We start from the raw sequence: 14,954 nt of genomic DNA, 5'->3' as shown, positions 1-14,954 counted from the left end.
TCAGGATTCGATCAGCTTCTCAAGCGCGTAGCGAAGCCGCGTCACAATGTATTTGTTGTATTCGGTCATCAGCAGGCTCGCTGTGCCCGGCCACAGCCACCAGTCGTTCAGATGCACGTTGGGGGAGGCGACGGGGTGGGGCACCACCTCAACCTCCGGGATCACCATGCGGAACTCCAGCAGGCTGCGCATCATGTGGTAATTGGCGGTGACCAGCCGCATCGAGCCGTAGCCCTGCGCGCGCAGCCAGTCCGCCGTCTCGTAGGCGTTGCCGACCGTGCTGTCCGCCGAGTAGCCGAGCGTGATGCAGCATTCCATCTCGCCGGGGAACTGGCGGGAGCGTTTCAGAAGCTCCTGCACCTCCAGCCCCTCATAGACTCCGGACACGAACAGCCGGTGCGCCCGCCCATCGGCCAGCAGTTCCAGCCCGGTGCTCAGCCGGCCGCTGCCGCCGGTCAGCACGACGATGGCGTCGGTGTTGCGGGTGGCCTCGGCGCTGCCGGGCGGCGGTGGGGTTCGGGGAATCGACGCGGCGAACCAGAACAGCCCGCCGAGCCACGCCAGCCCGCCCAGCATCGCCAGCAGCAGCAGCCGTCGCAAAGCCCGCAGGACGCGGGCGCGCCGCGAGTGGGCCATCCCTCAGCCTCCGGACCGACGGAGCGGGCCGGCGGTCACGGCATCGACTCCAGCGTGCGCAGCACCGTCCAGCGCGCGGTCAGGGCGGCCAGCAGGCAGGCGGCCAGCGGCACGGCGGCCAGCGCGGCGACGGCCCACCAGGGCGAGGTGGCGAGGTCGGGCAGCAGGCTGGCGTGAAGCCCGGCGGCGGCGTGGCCGATCCCGCCCAGCGTGCCGGCGGCCAGCAGCAGCCCGGTCATCCCGCCGCGCAGGGTCAGGCCGATGACGTGCGATTCGAACTGCCGCGCCACATAGCGATCGGTGGCCCCCATCAGGTGCAGCAGTTCCACCACATGGCGGTGGATGGCGAGGCCGGAGCGCACGGCGAAGATCACCGCCATCACGCCCGCCCCGCCGATCAGCGCGACGATGCCCAGCGCCGCCAGATGCATCGCCCCGGCGAAGCGGCGCAGGTCGGCCAGCCACACCGCGTGGTCGTCCAGCGTGGCGCCGGGGGCGGCGGAGGTCAGGCGCGCGGACAGCGCCGCCGTGTCCACCGGCCCGTTGGTCATCACGTCGATCAGCCGCGGCATCGGCAGCAGCGGGTCGGCGGCCTCCTTGCCCAGCCAGGGTTCGAGCAGCCGCCCGACGTCGCCGCTGGACAGGACGCTGGCGGTCGAAATGCCCGGAGTCGAGCGCAGAACGGTCAGCGCGGCCTCCGTCCGCTCCTCCAGCGGGGCGCCCTGGGCGCTGTCGGGGAGCGGCATGATCTGCACCGTCAGCCCGCCGGCCAGACCACTGTCCCAGCGCCGGGTCATGTCGGAGACGAGCAGGGCTCCGGCCAGCGCCAGCGCCGCCAGATAGACCATCAGCGCGGTCAATCCCATGAGGAAGCGCGAGGTCGGGTCCTTCGCCAGCGGCAGGTCGGAGTTTCGGCGGGTCAGCGGCGGCAGGGCCATGGCGTGTCTCCTTTCCTCCGCGTCAGGCCCAGCGCGAGGCGTGCGCCGGCAGGACGTGCAGGCGTCCGTTCTCCAGCATCAGGCGCGGGTGCTCGAAGCGGCGGATCAGCGCCTCGTTGTGGGAGGCGATGACCACGGTGGTGCCCAGTTTGTGAAGCTCCTCGAACAGATAGAGGAGGCGCATGCCGATGCCGTCGTCGACGTTGCCGGTCGGCTCGTCGGCCAGCAGCAGGCGCGGGCGGTTGATGACCGCGCGGGCGATGGCGACGCGCTGCTGCTGCCCGCCCGACAGGGTGGAGGGCAGGGAGTTCAGATGGTTGCCCAGCCCGACCCAGCGCAGGATCTCCGTGCAGTGCTCCACCACATCCGATTCGCGGGCACCGCCCATGCGCAGCGGCAGCGCCACGTTGTCGAGCGCCGAGAGATGGTCGAGCAGGGCAAAGTCCTGGAACACCACGCCGATCTGGCGGCGCAGCGCCGGCAGGTCGGCGCGCTTGACCCGCGCCATGTCCTTGCCGAACAGGGTGACCAGCCCGCGCGACGGGCGGAGCGCCAGATACATCAGCTTCAGCAGCGACGACTTGCCGGCCCCGCTCGCCCCCGTCATGAAATGGAACGAGCCGGGCGGCAGGGTGAAGCTGATGTCGCGCAGCACCTCCGGTCCGGTGCCATAGCGCAGTCCCACATTCTCGAAACGGATCACGGTCCCACCAAAGGCGCAACGGAAGGCCCCGGCGGCGTCCCGCCGGGTGCGCGGATGGACAATGCACCGGCAGGGGCCGGCGCGTCCACCGCTGTCCGTCCTGCGGCACCGATCGCGGCACCGATCATCCGGTTTGGGACGGCCGCGCGCGGCGCCCGTGCGTTCCTTGCTTCACACCTCATGACTACCTATAAGGACAGTCTGCAATTTCGGTGACAACGATCGGCATCTATGATCATCACCTGCCCGGCCTGCGACACACGGTACACTCTTGCCGATTCGGCGGTCGGTCCGCAGGGCCGGAAGGTGCGTTGCGCCCAATGCGGCCACATGTGGTGGCAGTCGCCGCAGGACGAGTCCGTCTTCCATCCCGACGCGGTGACCGAGTTCCACCCGGTCCCGCCGCCCTCCTCCAAAACGCAATCCTCCAAGAAGAAGGCGCCTGCCAAGTCCGCGGCGGCGGTGGGAGCGCGACGCCGGGCGCTGGTCGGCTGGGGGGCCTTCGTGGCGGTGCTGGTGGCCATCGGCGCCGCCGGCTATTTCGGCCGTGCCACCGTGGTGCGGTTGTGGCCTCCGGCCGCCCTGTTCTACGAGACGGTCGGCCTGCCTGTGGAACCGCCGGGCAGTGGTCTCCAGCTTCAGAACGTCCGCTCGGAACAGAAGGCCGAGGATGGCAAGACGGCTCTGTTGGTGGAAGGGCAGATTCTCAACGTCTCCGAGACGGCGCGCATGGTGCCGGCGCTGCGGGTCACCGCGCTGGGCGCCGACCGTCAGCCGTTGAGGAACTGGACCGTCGAACCGGTGCCGCCGCAGATCCTTCCCGGTGAGATCGCCACCTTCCGCGATGTCCAGGCGGACGCCGCCGGGGTGCTGGAGGTCATGATCACCTTCGACGGGGGGCGCTGAACCCAGTTTCGTTATGGCGCGTAGCCCCGGATGATCAGGGAAACCGCGCCGTCGACGATCCGGGTCAGCTGCTCCTCGGTCGGGCGTTCCGACAGGCACAGCATGAAGCGCAGATGCGTGTGCGACTTGACGAGTCCGACGAACTGCTCCGCCGCCAATTGCGGGTCGGGGATGCGCAGCAGGCCGCGGCGGTCGAGGTCCGTCATGAAGGCGCTGATGTGCTCCATGGTCCGGGCCGGGCCGGCCTCGTAGAAGGCGCTCGCCAGCTCGGGGAAGCGGTGCGCCTCGCCGACCACCACGCGGTAGCCGGCCAGCGCCTGCGGCGACAGGATCAGCGTGACGAAATGGCGGGCGATCAGGCGCAGCCCGTCGGCCATGTCGAGCGTACGCGCCTCGTCGCAGACGGCGGCCATCGCCTGTCCCTTGCATTCGCGGGCGACCATGACGCGGAACAACTCGTCCTTGCTACCGAAATGGGCGTAGAGGGTCGCCTTGGACACGTTGGCCGTCTTGGCGACGGCGTCCATGCTGACGGCGCCGTAGCCATGGTCCAGGAACAGCTTTGCGGCGGCCTCCAGGATCTGCGCGGGCTTCGATCCTGCCTCCGGGGTGGGGGCGACCAGCGTGCTCATGCGTTCCTCGTGTCCTGAAACCGGGTGTGCTGGAACCGGGGGGCCTGCAACCGACCTTCCGTCCTGTTCTACCACGGTGCCGGCGTTGCTTGCGGGACTTCGTGCGCCGAGTCCCCGCTGCCGTAGCGCGTTCCGCATTCAACCACAATCCCAAACGTTAAAACTAGACCGTTCAGTTCACTCTTGACAACAGGTAGGCCCGCGATCATCTTTCCGCAAGACTAAACTGAACGGTTCAGTTTCGGCGGAGCGGTGGCAAGCCGGCCCCTGCCGGGCGAAGAACCGAAACGGGTGGGTTGGATCACGATGGTCAAGGCCGTGCGAAAGATCGTTCTGTCGGGTGTGGCGGTGGCGGCGCTGGCCGGTGGCGGCTACGCCGGCTGGGGCTGGTGGACCGAGGGGCGCTTCTTCGAGTCGACCGACAACGCCTATGTCCACAGCGACATCACGGTGGTGAGCCCCAAGGTCTCCGCCTATGTGCGGGACGTCCGGGTTGCGGAGAACCAGCAGGTGGCCGCTGGCGACGTTCTGGCGGTTCTGGACGACCAGGACTTCCGCGCCAAGGTCGCGGAGGCCGAGGCCAACGTCGCCGCTCAGAAGGCGGCGCTCGGCACCATCGACAGCAAACTGCAGCTCCAGAAGGCGATCATCGATCAGGCCGCCGCCTCGGTCGCCAGCGCGGAGGCCGAGCAGCGCCGTGCCCAGCAGGATTTCGACCGCACCCGAGCGCTCGCCAGTGACAGCTGGGCCAGCCGCCAGAAGTTCGAGACGGCGGATGCCGACCTGCGCAAGGCGGTGGCCGAAACCGCCCGCACCCGCGCGGCGCTGGTCGCGGAACAGGATCAGGTCGGCGTGCTGAACGCCAACCGCAGCGAGACCGACGCCCGCCTGCGTCAGGCGGAGGCCGCCCTGCAGACCGCGCGCAACGATCTGAACAACACGGTCATCCGCGCCCCTGTGGACGGGGTGGTCGGCAACCGCGGCGTCCAAGTCGGCCAGTACGCGCGTCCGGGCGTGCAGCTTCTCTCGCTGGTGCCGCTGCCCGACGTCTATGTGGTCGCCAATTTCAAGGAAACGCAGCTCGCCCGCATGCGCCCCGGCCAGCCGGTGACGGTGGAGGTGGACGCCTATCCGGACAAGCACCTGTTGGGTCGGGTCGAGAGCTTCGCCCCGGCGTCGGGCTCGCAGTTCAGCCTGCTGCCGCCGGAGAACGCGACCGGCAACTTCACCAAGATCGTCCAGCGCGTGCCGGTGCGCATCGCCCTGCCGCGCGACAGCGCGCTGTCCGGCCTGCTGCGCCCCGGCCTGTCGGTGGTCGCCGAGGTGGACACCCGCGGCGCCGAGGAGCAGCCGCACAGCGCGGGCACCGTCATGGGCGCGCTGGTTCCCGGCCGGACGGTCGCGTCGAAGTAACCGCGCCAACAACCGCTTTTCGTCCCAATCTCTTTCGTCCTGGAGAGGGCGACCATGACCGCCATCACCAACGACGACACGCCCACCGCCCGCGACGCCAATCCCCCGGCGGACGCGGGCGGCGAGGCCGCCGCGTCCCGGCTCCAAACTCCCCCGCCCCCCGCGGGCCGGGGCGCGGCGGCTCCCTCTTCCCCGCCCACGGCGGGACCGCGCCCGGTGACCACGCGCGACTGGCTGGGCTTCCTGTCCATGGTCGTCGGCATGTTCATGGCGATCCTGGACATCCAGATCGTCTCCAGCTCCCTGTCGGAGATCCAGGCGGGCCTCGCGGCCAGCGCCGACGAGATCTCGTGGGTCCAGACCTCCTACCTCATCGCCGAGGTGGTGATGATCCCGCTGTCCGGCATGCTGGCGCGGATTCTCTCCACCCGCGTGCTGTTCACCATCGCCGCCGCCGGCTTCACCCTGACCAGCGTCGCCTGCGCCTTCACCTCCAGCATCGAATCGATGATCGTGTGGCGGGCGCTCCAGGGCTTCATCGGCGGCGCGATGATCCCGACCGTCTTCGCCACCAGCTTCTCCCTGTTCCCGCCCGAAAAGCGGGCCGGCGTGTCGGTGATGATCGGTCTGGTCGCCACCATGGCGCCGACGCTCGGGCCGACTTTGGGCGGCTGGCTGACCCAGAGCTTCTCCTGGCACTGGCTGTTCCTGGCCAACGTGCTGCCGGGCATCGCCGTGACCTCGCTGGTCTGGACGCTGGTCGACGTGGACAAGCCCAACCCGGCGCTGCGCAAGGGCTTCGACTTCATCGGTCTGGGGCTGATGGCCGCCTTCCTCGGCAGCCTGGAGTTCGTGGTGGAGGAAGGGCCGCGCCAGGACTGGTTCCAGGACGAGTATGTGGCGATCTTCGCCGTGGTCGCCGCGGTGTCCGCCGTCGGCTTCTTCTGGCGGGTCCTGACCTACCGCAACCCGATCGTCGAACTGCGCGCCTTCCTGGACCGCAACTTCGCCATCGGCTCGCTCTACAGCTTCATCATCGGCATCGGGCTTTACGGGGCGGTCTATCTGCAGCCGCTGTTCCTGGCGCGGGTGCGCGGGCTGAACAGCCTGCAGATCGGCACGATCATGTTCGTGACCGGCGCGTTCCAGTTCCTGTCCGCACCGATCGCCGGGGTGCTGTCGAAGAAGATGGACCTGCGGGTGATGCTGGCGCTGGGGCTGTGCCTGTTCGGGACGGGCGTCTGGCTGAACGCCCACCTGACCAACCAGTCGGGCTTCTGGGAGCTGTTCCTGCCGCAGGCGGTGCGCGGCCTGTCGCTGATGCTGTGCTTCATCCCGGTGAACACCATCGCGCTCGGCACCCTGCCGCCGGAGCAGCTCAAGAACGCGTCCGGTCTCTACAACCTGATGCGCAACCTGGGCGGCGCCATCGGTCTGGCGGCGATCAACACGGTGCTGCTGGAGCGGGCCTCCCTGCACATGAACCGGCTGGGCGACAATCTGAACCTCGCCCGCCCGCTGGTGCAGGAGACTCTGGACGGGCTGGCCGCCAAGTTCGACGGGCTGGTCGCCGACCCGCAGGCCGCCGCCATGAAGACGCTGGCCCGCATGGTTGAGCGCGAGGCGATGGTGCTGACCTTCAACGACTGCCTGCTGCTGATGGCCGGCGTGTTCTTCGCCGGGCTTCTGCTGATGCCGCTGGTGAGGCGGCCCGGCGGCAAGCCGGTGGCGGCGGATCACTGATCGCAGCTCGCCGCTCCGTTGTCGCGGTGAAGCGTCCCGGTGACCGGCGCCCGTCTTCGTGCTATAGGGCAGGCCGTCGCGTCGAAGGGTCTTTCCACCGTCATGAGCAAGCGCCAATACACCCGCGCCGAGGTCAAGGAACTGCTGTCCGCGCTGGAACGCCAGTGCCGGGAGGCGTCGAAGCTCGCCCAACTGGCCGAGCATGAGGCGAGCAAGCACAGCTTCGGCGCCTACCGCGAGTTCCGCGACAAGGTGGGCGAGTTCCAGGCGCTGGTGATCCTGATCGAGCAGCGGCTGCGCAACCTTGTGGACACCCGGTCCGACGACCTGCGCGACCAGTTCGAGCGGCTGGACACGGTGATGCTGGCCCTTCTCGTGCGGGCGAGCATGCGCTTCTTCTTCGTGCTGTCGGCAAACCCGATCCTGCCGATGGGCGCCCGTGAGATCTTCGTGGCGGAGCTCCGCAGCCTGCACGACGCCCACGAGAAGCTGAAGCGCCCCAACTACGCCGGCAAGCTCGGCGCGGACCTGGAGCGCGATCTGGAGACCGCCTCCCTGATCCTGGAGGAGATCATCGACAAGGCGCCGAGCCTGCTCAACTTCCGCGGGGGGTGACCGCGCCGGCGATCAGCGCTGGATCAGCGCGCTTTCCTTGCCGGACAGCACGAACACCTTGGCGTAGCTCTTGAGAAGCGCGTCGATCAGGGCGTTGACCTTCGGGCTGGACATGGCGCGCGGCTTGGCCGGATCGACATGGAGAACGCAGCTGTCTTTCACGTCGTTGAAGGCGGCCAGGGCATGGATGCGGTCGGGCCGGAACTCGTCGGGGAAATTCTCGTCCATCAGCCAGAAGCACTGGAAGTTCCGGCAGGATTGCGGACGCTCCTCATAGACGGTGCAGCCCTTGCCCTGGTCGCAGGACACGCACCACTTGGCCGAAGGCTTCTTCAGTTCGGGCACGCCCATCAGCTTGCAGCACAGCGTGCATTCTCCGCAGTTGCGGTCGGCCATAACGCGAAATCCTGATCTGTCCCGGTGAAAGAGCGCGGACACTCGCACAAAGGGCGGCGCGGGGGAAAGTGCCCGTTGGAGAGGGGAGGGCCCCAGCGGGCCGAAACAGACAGCTGACCGGATCAGAAGGTCCAACTGCTGGGAACCCCTGGGGCGTTCTGGCCACTCCTTTACGGGCGCGCTTTCTGGCCAGCATCCCGGGCGATGAACGGCTTGTCCGCCCCCTTTTCCCAATCTTCCAGGTATTCCGCCTTTTTCGCATCCACGCTTTGAATGTTTGCGCGCGCCCAATCATGCGAAGCCGGCGTGTTGTCCACCCAAGTGCAGGATTTCAAATCGCTCTCCAGCTCGGACGAGGAGGCTGGAACCGGTTCCAAAGAAAAGCGCGCTTTCCACACCCCAAGTCGCGGAACGACGCGAGCATAATAAATTTGCTCCGGTGCGAAATCAGCGTCCATGAAGTCCGCCGATTCTCCAACAACCATCAAGCGACGCTTGCCCGCCGGGGCTTCATAAGCAATCTTTTTTCCAGCAGACACGATGCCGATGAATTCGGAATTGCCGGTCGTTATGTCATAAACCGAAGACTGAATTGCGCCTCCGAAGAACGATGGCCGCATCAGGACAAGTGTCGCGGTGTTTTCAGCGGGCTTGGATGCGGCGATTGGCTCCGGAACGTCTCGCATGTGTGTGCTGGCGCAGGCGCTGAGCAATAGCAATGAGCTAATTGCTAAGAAGGCCGCGCGAATTTTTCTCGCTATCATTGTTATTTCTCTCCATTTTATGTTTTTGATAGGTGATGCGCCATCGCATGGATAGGCTTGGGAGGAAAATCTCCGGCCGACACCGTTCACTGCAATTATTGATAGTACATCTTCGCAAAATCAAGCGCTTAGTCTTTGTCGTTCGCAATTAATCAACCTGAGGAGGAAGCTGAGCGAATTATATCGCCGGCATGCGGAAGGATTATCGGGAGGCGCCTTACGCCAGGCTGGGAACGACCAGCGGTTCCTCCGCCTCGCGGAGCAGCAGCGCCTCGATGGCGTCGGCGGGGGCCGGGCGGGCGTAGAGGTAGCCCTGCGCGTACTTGCACATGATGTCGCGCAGGAACTCCGACTCCAATTCGGTTTCCACGCCTTCGGCCACCGCGTCCATGCCCAGGATGGCGGCCAGCGTGGCGATCACCTGCACGATGGCGGCGTTGCCCTCGCCCGACGAGATGGCCTGGACGAAGCTGCGGTCGATCTTCAGCGTGTCCGCCGGAAACTTGTGCAGGTAGGACAGCGACGAATAGCCGGTGCCGAAATCGTCGATGGACAGGCGCACGTCCATGTCGCGGATGCCCTGCATCAGCACCCGGCACTTGGCGGGGTCCTTCATCAGCAGGCTTTCCGTGATCTCCAGCTTCAGGCTGGAGGGCGGGACCCGGCTTTCCTGGAGAACCTCGCTGACCAGCCCGATCAGGTCGTCGTCGCTGAACTGGCGGGAGGAAACGTTCACACTCATGAACAGCGGGGTGGAGCGCGGGAAGCGGGTCTGCCACTGGCCGAGCTGGCGCGCCGCCTCGCGCAACGCCCAGCGGCCCATCGGGACGATCAGCCCCGATTCCTCGGCCAGCGGGATGAATTCGCCCGGCGGGACCAGCCCGCGCTCCGGATGCTTCCAGCGCATCAGCGCCTCGAACCCGGCGATCTGGCCCGAGGACAGGGCGACGATCGGCTGGTAGTAGAGGACCAGCTGGTTCTGCTCCAGCGCCATGCGCAGGTCGGTTTCCGTGCGCATCTGGGCCATCGCCTGACGGCGCAGGTTGCTGTCGAACACGTCGATGCGCGCCCGCCCGCCCGACTTGGCGCGGTACATGGCGAGGCTGGCGTCGCGCAGCATCTCCTCCGCCCGGTCGTAGCCGGAAACGCTGAGCGCGATGCCGATGGAGGCGGACAGGACGAATTCGTGCCCGTCCAGCGCCAAGGGCCGCGCGACGGCCTCGCCCATGCGCTCCGCCGCCGACAGGGCGTCGCCCACGTCGTCGATGCCGTCCAGCAGCACGGCGAACTCGTCCGCCGACAAGCGGGCCAGCGTGTCGCCCATGCGGCGGGTCTCGTCCAGCCGCTCGGCGATGGTTTTCAACAGCCGGTCGCCGACGCTGGACCCCAGCGCGTCGTTGATCGACTTGAAGCGGTCGAGATCGACGAAGATGACGGCGAAGGCCTTGCCGCCGGCCCGCCGGTTGCGGTCCAGCGCCTGGCCGATGCGGTCCAGCAGCAGGGTGCGGTTGGGCAGCCCGGTCATGCCGTCGTGGAAGGCGTCGAACAGGAGTTGCTGTTCCGCCCGCTTCTGGGCGGTGATGTCGGTCATCGAGCCGGCGATCCGCACCGACCGGCCCGACCCGTCGCGAACGGCGAGGCCGCGGACCAGCATCCACAGCTCGTCCCCATCGGCGGCGCGGATGCGGAAGACGTGCTGGAGATTTTCCCGCTCGCCGGACAGGTGGAGGTCGAAGGCGGTGCGCAGCCCGGCCAGATCGTCGGGATGCACGCGGTCGAACCATTCGCCGATGCGGTTGGACAGGCTGTCCACGGCGAAACCCAGCATGGCCGCCCAGCGCGGCGAGTAGTAGACCTCGTCGTTGTCCAGCCGCCAGTCCCACAGCCCGTCGTTGGCGCCGGCGGCGGCCAGCGCGTAGCGCTCCTCGCTCTGCAGCAGGCGTTGCTCGGCGGACTTGCGGTCGGTGACGTCGGCCTGGCTGCCGACCAACCGGACCGGGCGGCCCTGGGCGTCCAGCACGGCGATGCCGCGGCAGGCCATCCAGCGGATGCCGCCATCGGCGTGGTGCACGCGGTATTCGATCTGAAACACGGTGTTGGCGCCGCCCAGGGCGTCGAGCGCCTCGCGCAGGGAACGGCGGTCCTCGGGATGGACGCGCTCCATCCATTCGTCCGGGCTGTTGCCGACGCTGCCTTCCTCCAGCCCGAGGAGCGACAGCCAGCGCGGCGAGTAATAGGCGGTCCCGGCGTCGAGATCCCAGTCCCACAAACCGTCATTGCTGGCCGCGGCGGCGAGCGCGTAGCGTTCCTCGCTCTTGCGCAGCTGGCGTTCGGCGTGCTTGCGGTCGGTGATGTCGGCGACCGACCCGACGAGACGGACCGGGTCACCCGATTCGTCGGTCACCGCCATGCCGCGGCAGACCAACCAACGCCAATTGGCGTCGCTGTCGCCCGGAGATGCGCCGACTCCGATGCGACGAACGCGGTGCTCGATCTGGAAAGGCAGCGAGACGCCGACCATCTGGCCTTCGAAGGAGGCGTAGAGCCAGTCGATGTCGTCCAGGTGGACGCGGTCGAGCCAATCTTCCGGGCGATTGATCTCGCCCGGCGGCAGGCCGAGAAACTCCTTGAAGCGGGGAGACAGGAACATCGTATCGTTGCGAAGGTCCCAATCCCAGACGCCCTCGGAGCCGGCTTTCTCGGCCAGCAGATATCGCTCGATCGTGCTGTTCAAAGCCCCCTCACCGCTGCGGTGCGCCCGCATTCTGTCACTCGCAACATAGTGCCCGAATGGTGAATGAGAAATGAAGCCCCGTTGCGAAGGATTTGCGCCATGCTGGCGGAAAAATTGACCGATCCCGCGTCGCGGGCGCCCCGTGGCCGGCCCGGGTGCCGTGGGCGAGTCGGCCGCGGTTCGTCAACGTAAGGAAGCAGGCCTATGGAATGGTCCGATCAGGGGGTTGTGCTGTCGGCGCGGCCGCATGGCGAGACCTCGGCGGTCGTCACCTTGCTGACGCGGAACCATGGGCGGCATGCGGGCATGGTCATGGGCGGGCGGTCCAGCCGGACGCGGGCGGCGCTGGAGCCGGGCACGCTGGTGTCGGCGCGCTGGCGCGGGCGCCTGCCGGAGCATCTGGGCAACCTGACGCTGGAGGTGGTGCAAGGCTATTCCGCCGCTTTCCTGGACGACCCGCCGCGACTCGCGGCATTGACCGCCGCCTGCGCGCTGGCCGAAGCCGCTCTTCCGGAGCACCAGCCGCACCCGGCGCTGTTCGACGGGCTGTTGGCGCTGTTCGGCCTGCTGGCCGGCGACGCCTGGGCCGAGTCCTATGTGCGGTGGGAGGTCGGGCTGCTGGCGGAACTCGGATTCGGGCTGGATCTCGACCGCTGCGCGGTCACCGGGGCGAACGACTACCTCGCCTATGTCAGCCCGCGCACCGGGCGCGCGGTGTCGGCGTCGGCCGGGGAACCCTACCGCGACCGGCTGCTGCCGCTGCCCGGATTCCTGATCGGGCTGGGCGGCGGCGGACCGCAGGCGGTCGGGGAGGGGTTGCGCCTGACCGGGCATTTCCTGGAGCGTCATCTGCTGAACGGCCCGCTGCCGCCCGCAAGGCTGCGATTAAGAGAACGTTACGAGAACATTGTGGCGCGTGGCCGCTAGATTTGGTATTCACGCGCCATGACGTCCCGAGACCCTGCCCAAGACCCCGTCCTCGATATCCAGGAGAAGCCGCTCCGCGACGCGCTGAGCGAGCGGTACCTGAGCTACGCGCTGTCCACCATCATGGCGCGGTCGCTGCCCGACGTGCGCGATGGGCTGAAGCCGGTGCACCGGCGGCTGCTCTACGCCATGAGCCAGCTGAGGCTCGACCCCTCGACGCCGCCGAAGAAGTCGGCCCGCGTGGTCGGCGACGTGATCGGCAAGTTCCACCCGCACGGCGACACCTCGGTCTACGACGCGCTGGTCCGTCTGGCGCAGGACTTCGCGGTGCGTTACCCGCTGGTGGACGGCCAGGGGAACTTCGGCAACATCGACGGCGACAACGCCGCGGCCATGCGTTACACCGAGGCGCGCCTGACCGACGTCGCCAAGGCCCTGCTGGAAGGCATCGACGAGGACGCGGTCGATTTCCGCCCGACCTACGACGGCGACGGGGACGAGCCGGCGGTCCTGCCCGCCAACTTCCCCAACCTGCTGGCCAACGGCTCCAGCGGCATCGCGGTCGGCATGGCGACCAACATCCCGCCGCACAACGCCGCGCAGCTCTGCTCCGCCCTGCGGCTGATCGTGAAGTACCGGCAGCGCTGCGAGAAGGCTCTCCTGGCCGACAAGGCAGCGCCTCCCCCTCCGTCGATCGAGGATCTGGTCACCCTGATCTCCGGCCCCGACTTCCCGACCGGCGGCGTGCTGGTGGAGCCGCGCGCCAACGTGGTGGAGGCCTACCGGACCGGCCGCGGCTCCTTCCGCCTGCGCGCCAAGTGGGAGGTGGAAAAGCTGGGGCAGGGCACTTGGCAGGTCGTCGTCACCGAGGTTCCGTACCAGGTGCAGAAGGCCCGTCTGGTCGAGAAGATCGCGGAGCTTCTGACCAACCGCAAGCTGCTGCTGCTGGACGACGTGCGCGACGAGTCGGCGGAGGATGTGCGTCTCGTCCTGGTGCCGAAGAGCCGCAACGTCGATCCCGAGGTCCTGATGGCCTCGCTGTTCCAGACGACCGATCTGGAAATCCGCTTCGCCATGAACATGAACGTGCTGGGCAAGGACAACGCCCCGCGCGTCATGAACCTGTTCGAGGTGCTGGACGCCTTCCTCGACCATCGGATGGAGGTTCTGGAGCGCCGCTCCCGGCATCGGCTGGCCAAGATCGACCACCGGCTGGAGGTTCTGGGCGGCTACCTGATCGCCTATCTGAATCTGGACGAGGTGATCCGCATCATCCGCGAGGAGGACGAGCCGAAGCAGGAGCTGATGCGCGCCTTCTCCCTGACCGAGGTGCAGGCCGAGGCCATCCTCAACATGCGGCTGCGCAACCTGCGCAAGCTGGAGGAGATGGAGATCCAGCGCGAGAACGACGCGCTGAGCGCCGAGAAGGCTGGGCTGACGGAGCTTCTCTCCGACACGGTCCTGCGCTGGGAACGGATCGGCAAGGAGACGGAGGACACGCGCAAGCGCTTCGGCGAGGACCGCCGGACCCAGGTGGCCGTCGCGACGGCGATCATCGACATCCCCGTCGACGCCATGGTGGAGCGCGAGCCGCTGACCGTCCTGTGTTCGCAGAAGGGCTGGATTCGCGCGGTGCGCGGCCACCTGACCGACGCCGAGCGCCTCGACGTGAAGTACAAGGAGGGCGACAAGGAAGGCTTCTCGGTCCATTGCGAGACCACCGACAAGCTCCTCGTCTTCGGCACCAACGGCAAATTCTACACGCTGACCGCCGACAAGCTGCCGCGCGGGCGCGGCTTCGGCGAACCGGTGCGGCTGATGATCGACCTCGGCAACGAGGCGGACATCATCACCCTGTTCAAGCACCAGCCCGACCGCCGCCTGCTGGTCGCGTCGGAGGACGGGCGCGGCTTCCAGGTCGAGGAGAACGAGGTCGTCGCCCAGACCCGTTCCGGCAAGCAGGTCCTCAACCCCGACGACAACAAGGACGCCAAGATCTGCATCCCGGCGGAGGGCGACCATGTCGCCGTCATCGGCAACAACCGCCTGCTGCTGGTCTTCCCGCTGGATCAGGTGCCGGTGATGGCCCGAGGCAAGGGTGTGCAGCTTCAGAAGTACAAGGACGGCAGCCTGTCCGACCTCAAGGTCTTCACCATCGCCGAGGGGCTGAGCTGGAAGCACGGCGAGCGGCAGTTCAACGTCACCAACCTGACCGGCTGGCTGGGCAACCGCGCCGGCGTGGGCAAGATGCCGCCCAACGGCTTCCCCAAGGTCAACCGCTTTACGTGAAACGGCGCTTCATCTGACCTGGATTACCTAACGTTGCACGCAAACGGGGGGCTTTAGGCTCCCCGTTTCACTTTTGGCGGAATTTCCGACGGAAAGTTCCCGAATTGGTAGGGTTGAGCCATGCTTGGACTTGAAGTCTGCCCCGCGATTCCGGCATAGTCATCGTATCAAAAGGAACCCGGTGCCGTCGGCCGAAGCGGTGCCCCGAACGGGGACATCAGGGCTGAAGGAACGCCGGGCATAGGGGAGGCACGCGCA

Annotated in this window: 13 protein-coding genes; 6 read left to right on the top strand and 7 right to left on the bottom strand. The window is 67.5% G+C overall.

The features are described 5' to 3' along the window. Genes AC1DVI_RS07080 through ftsE form a run of 3 tightly spaced genes read right to left on the bottom strand, consistent with a single transcriptional unit; the run spans position 1 to position 2,277 of the window. Positions 1–636, bottom strand: coding sequence for a YdcF family protein (locus AC1DVI_RS07080; RefSeq protein ID WP_476957320.1), 636 nt, complete (start codon positions 634–636; stop codon positions 1–3). A 35-nt stretch (positions 637–671) separates the two neighbouring features. After that, complete coding sequence (locus AC1DVI_RS07075) at positions 672–1,574, bottom strand: cell division protein FtsX (protein ID WP_476957319.1); 903 nt, start codon at positions 1,572–1,574, stop codon at positions 672–674. A gap of 22 nt (positions 1,575–1,596) precedes the next feature. Further along, positions 1,597–2,277, bottom strand: a complete 681-nt coding sequence (gene ftsE, locus AC1DVI_RS07070; RefSeq protein ID WP_109070314.1) for a cell division ATP-binding protein FtsE — start codon at positions 2,275–2,277, stop codon at positions 1,597–1,599. 231 nt (positions 2,278–2,508) lie between these two features. Between ftsE and AC1DVI_RS07065 the strand changes: the two genes are divergently transcribed. Next, positions 2,509–3,183, top strand: coding sequence for a zinc-ribbon domain-containing protein (locus tag AC1DVI_RS07065; RefSeq protein WP_476957318.1), 675 nt, complete (start codon positions 2,509–2,511; stop codon positions 3,181–3,183). Between the two features lie 11 nt (positions 3,184–3,194). Here the strand turns inward: AC1DVI_RS07065 and AC1DVI_RS07060 are convergent, their stop codons facing one another. Then, complete coding sequence (locus tag AC1DVI_RS07060; protein ID WP_476957317.1) at positions 3,195–3,815, bottom strand: TetR/AcrR family transcriptional regulator; 621 nt, start codon at positions 3,813–3,815, stop codon at positions 3,195–3,197. A gap of 306 nt (positions 3,816–4,121) precedes the next feature. Here AC1DVI_RS07060 and AC1DVI_RS07055 point away from each other — a divergent pair, with 306 nt between their 5' ends. From AC1DVI_RS07055 to AC1DVI_RS07045, 3 genes are all read left to right on the top strand, one after another. Next, positions 4,122–5,228: an HlyD family secretion protein gene (locus AC1DVI_RS07055; RefSeq protein WP_476957344.1), complete on the top strand. Its 1,107-nt coding sequence runs from the start codon at positions 4,122–4,124 to the stop codon at positions 5,226–5,228. A 54-nt stretch (positions 5,229–5,282) separates the two neighbouring features. Then, a complete protein-coding gene (locus AC1DVI_RS07050; RefSeq protein WP_476957316.1) occupies positions 5,283–6,971 on the top strand; it encodes a DHA2 family efflux MFS transporter permease subunit in 1,689 nt (562 codons plus the stop codon). 102 nt (positions 6,972–7,073) lie between these two features. Next, positions 7,074–7,586: a hypothetical protein gene (locus AC1DVI_RS07045; RefSeq protein ID WP_109070310.1), complete on the top strand. Its 513-nt coding sequence runs from the start codon at positions 7,074–7,076 to the stop codon at positions 7,584–7,586. Between the two features lie 12 nt (positions 7,587–7,598). Here the strand turns inward: AC1DVI_RS07045 and AC1DVI_RS07040 are convergent, their stop codons facing one another. The 3 genes from AC1DVI_RS07040 to AC1DVI_RS07030 form a co-directional block, all read right to left on the bottom strand. After that, positions 7,599–7,982: a hypothetical protein gene (locus AC1DVI_RS07040; protein WP_014198290.1), complete on the bottom strand. Its 384-nt coding sequence runs from the start codon at positions 7,980–7,982 to the stop codon at positions 7,599–7,601. A 170-nt stretch (positions 7,983–8,152) separates the two neighbouring features. Then, entirely contained in the window at positions 8,153–8,746 is a 594-nt protein-coding gene (locus AC1DVI_RS07035) for a hypothetical protein (protein WP_476957315.1), read from the bottom strand. 217 nt (positions 8,747–8,963) lie between these two features. Then, the gene (locus AC1DVI_RS07030) at positions 8,964–11,480 is read right to left on the bottom strand and encodes a sensor domain-containing protein (protein ID WP_476957314.1); all 2,517 of its coding nucleotides are present in this window, start codon (positions 11,478–11,480) and stop codon (positions 8,964–8,966) included. A 204-nt stretch (positions 11,481–11,684) separates the two neighbouring features. Between AC1DVI_RS07030 and recO the strand changes: the two genes are divergently transcribed. Both recO and parC read left to right on the top strand, forming a co-directional pair. Further along, positions 11,685–12,407, top strand: coding sequence for a DNA repair protein RecO (gene recO / locus AC1DVI_RS07025; protein WP_476957313.1), 723 nt, complete (start codon positions 11,685–11,687; stop codon positions 12,405–12,407). Positions 12,408–12,425: 18 nt separating this feature from the next. Further along, entirely contained in the window at positions 12,426–14,696 is a 2,271-nt protein-coding gene (gene parC, locus AC1DVI_RS07020; RefSeq protein ID WP_476957312.1) for a DNA topoisomerase IV subunit A, read from the top strand. Positions 14,697–14,954 lie beyond the last annotated feature (258 nt).

This window comes from Azospirillum sp. P4_B5, assembly GCF_056402275.1.
This window is presented reverse-complemented; position numbering and strand designations above follow the sequence as displayed.

Coding starts and splice junctions, on each gene's coding strand:
- AC1DVI_RS07050 (WP_476957316.1), top strand. CDS start 5,283: ATGACCGCCATCACCAACGACGACACGCCCACCGCCCGCGACGCCAAT.
- AC1DVI_RS07060 (WP_476957317.1), bottom strand. CDS start 3,815: ATGAGCACGCTGGTCGCCCCCACCCCGGAGGCAGGATCGAAGCCCGCG.
- AC1DVI_RS07065 (WP_476957318.1), top strand. CDS start 2,509: ATGATCATCACCTGCCCGGCCTGCGACACACGGTACACTCTTGCCGAT.
- parC (WP_476957312.1), top strand. CDS start 12,426: ATGACGTCCCGAGACCCTGCCCAAGACCCCGTCCTCGATATCCAGGAG.
- AC1DVI_RS07055 (WP_476957344.1), top strand. CDS start 4,122: ATGGTCAAGGCCGTGCGAAAGATCGTTCTGTCGGGTGTGGCGGTGGCG.
- AC1DVI_RS07035 (WP_476957315.1), bottom strand. CDS start 8,746: ATGATAGCGAGAAAAATTCGCGCGGCCTTCTTAGCAATTAGCTCATTG.
- AC1DVI_RS07075 (WP_476957319.1), bottom strand. CDS start 1,574: ATGGCCCTGCCGCCGCTGACCCGCCGAAACTCCGACCTGCCGCTGGCG.
- recO (WP_476957313.1), top strand. CDS start 11,685: ATGGAATGGTCCGATCAGGGGGTTGTGCTGTCGGCGCGGCCGCATGGC.
- AC1DVI_RS07045 (WP_109070310.1), top strand. CDS start 7,074: ATGAGCAAGCGCCAATACACCCGCGCCGAGGTCAAGGAACTGCTGTCC.
- AC1DVI_RS07080 (WP_476957320.1), bottom strand. CDS start 636: ATGGCCCACTCGCGGCGCGCCCGCGTCCTGCGGGCTTTGCGACGGCTG.
- AC1DVI_RS07040 (WP_014198290.1), bottom strand. CDS start 7,982: ATGGCCGACCGCAACTGCGGAGAATGCACGCTGTGCTGCAAGCTGATG.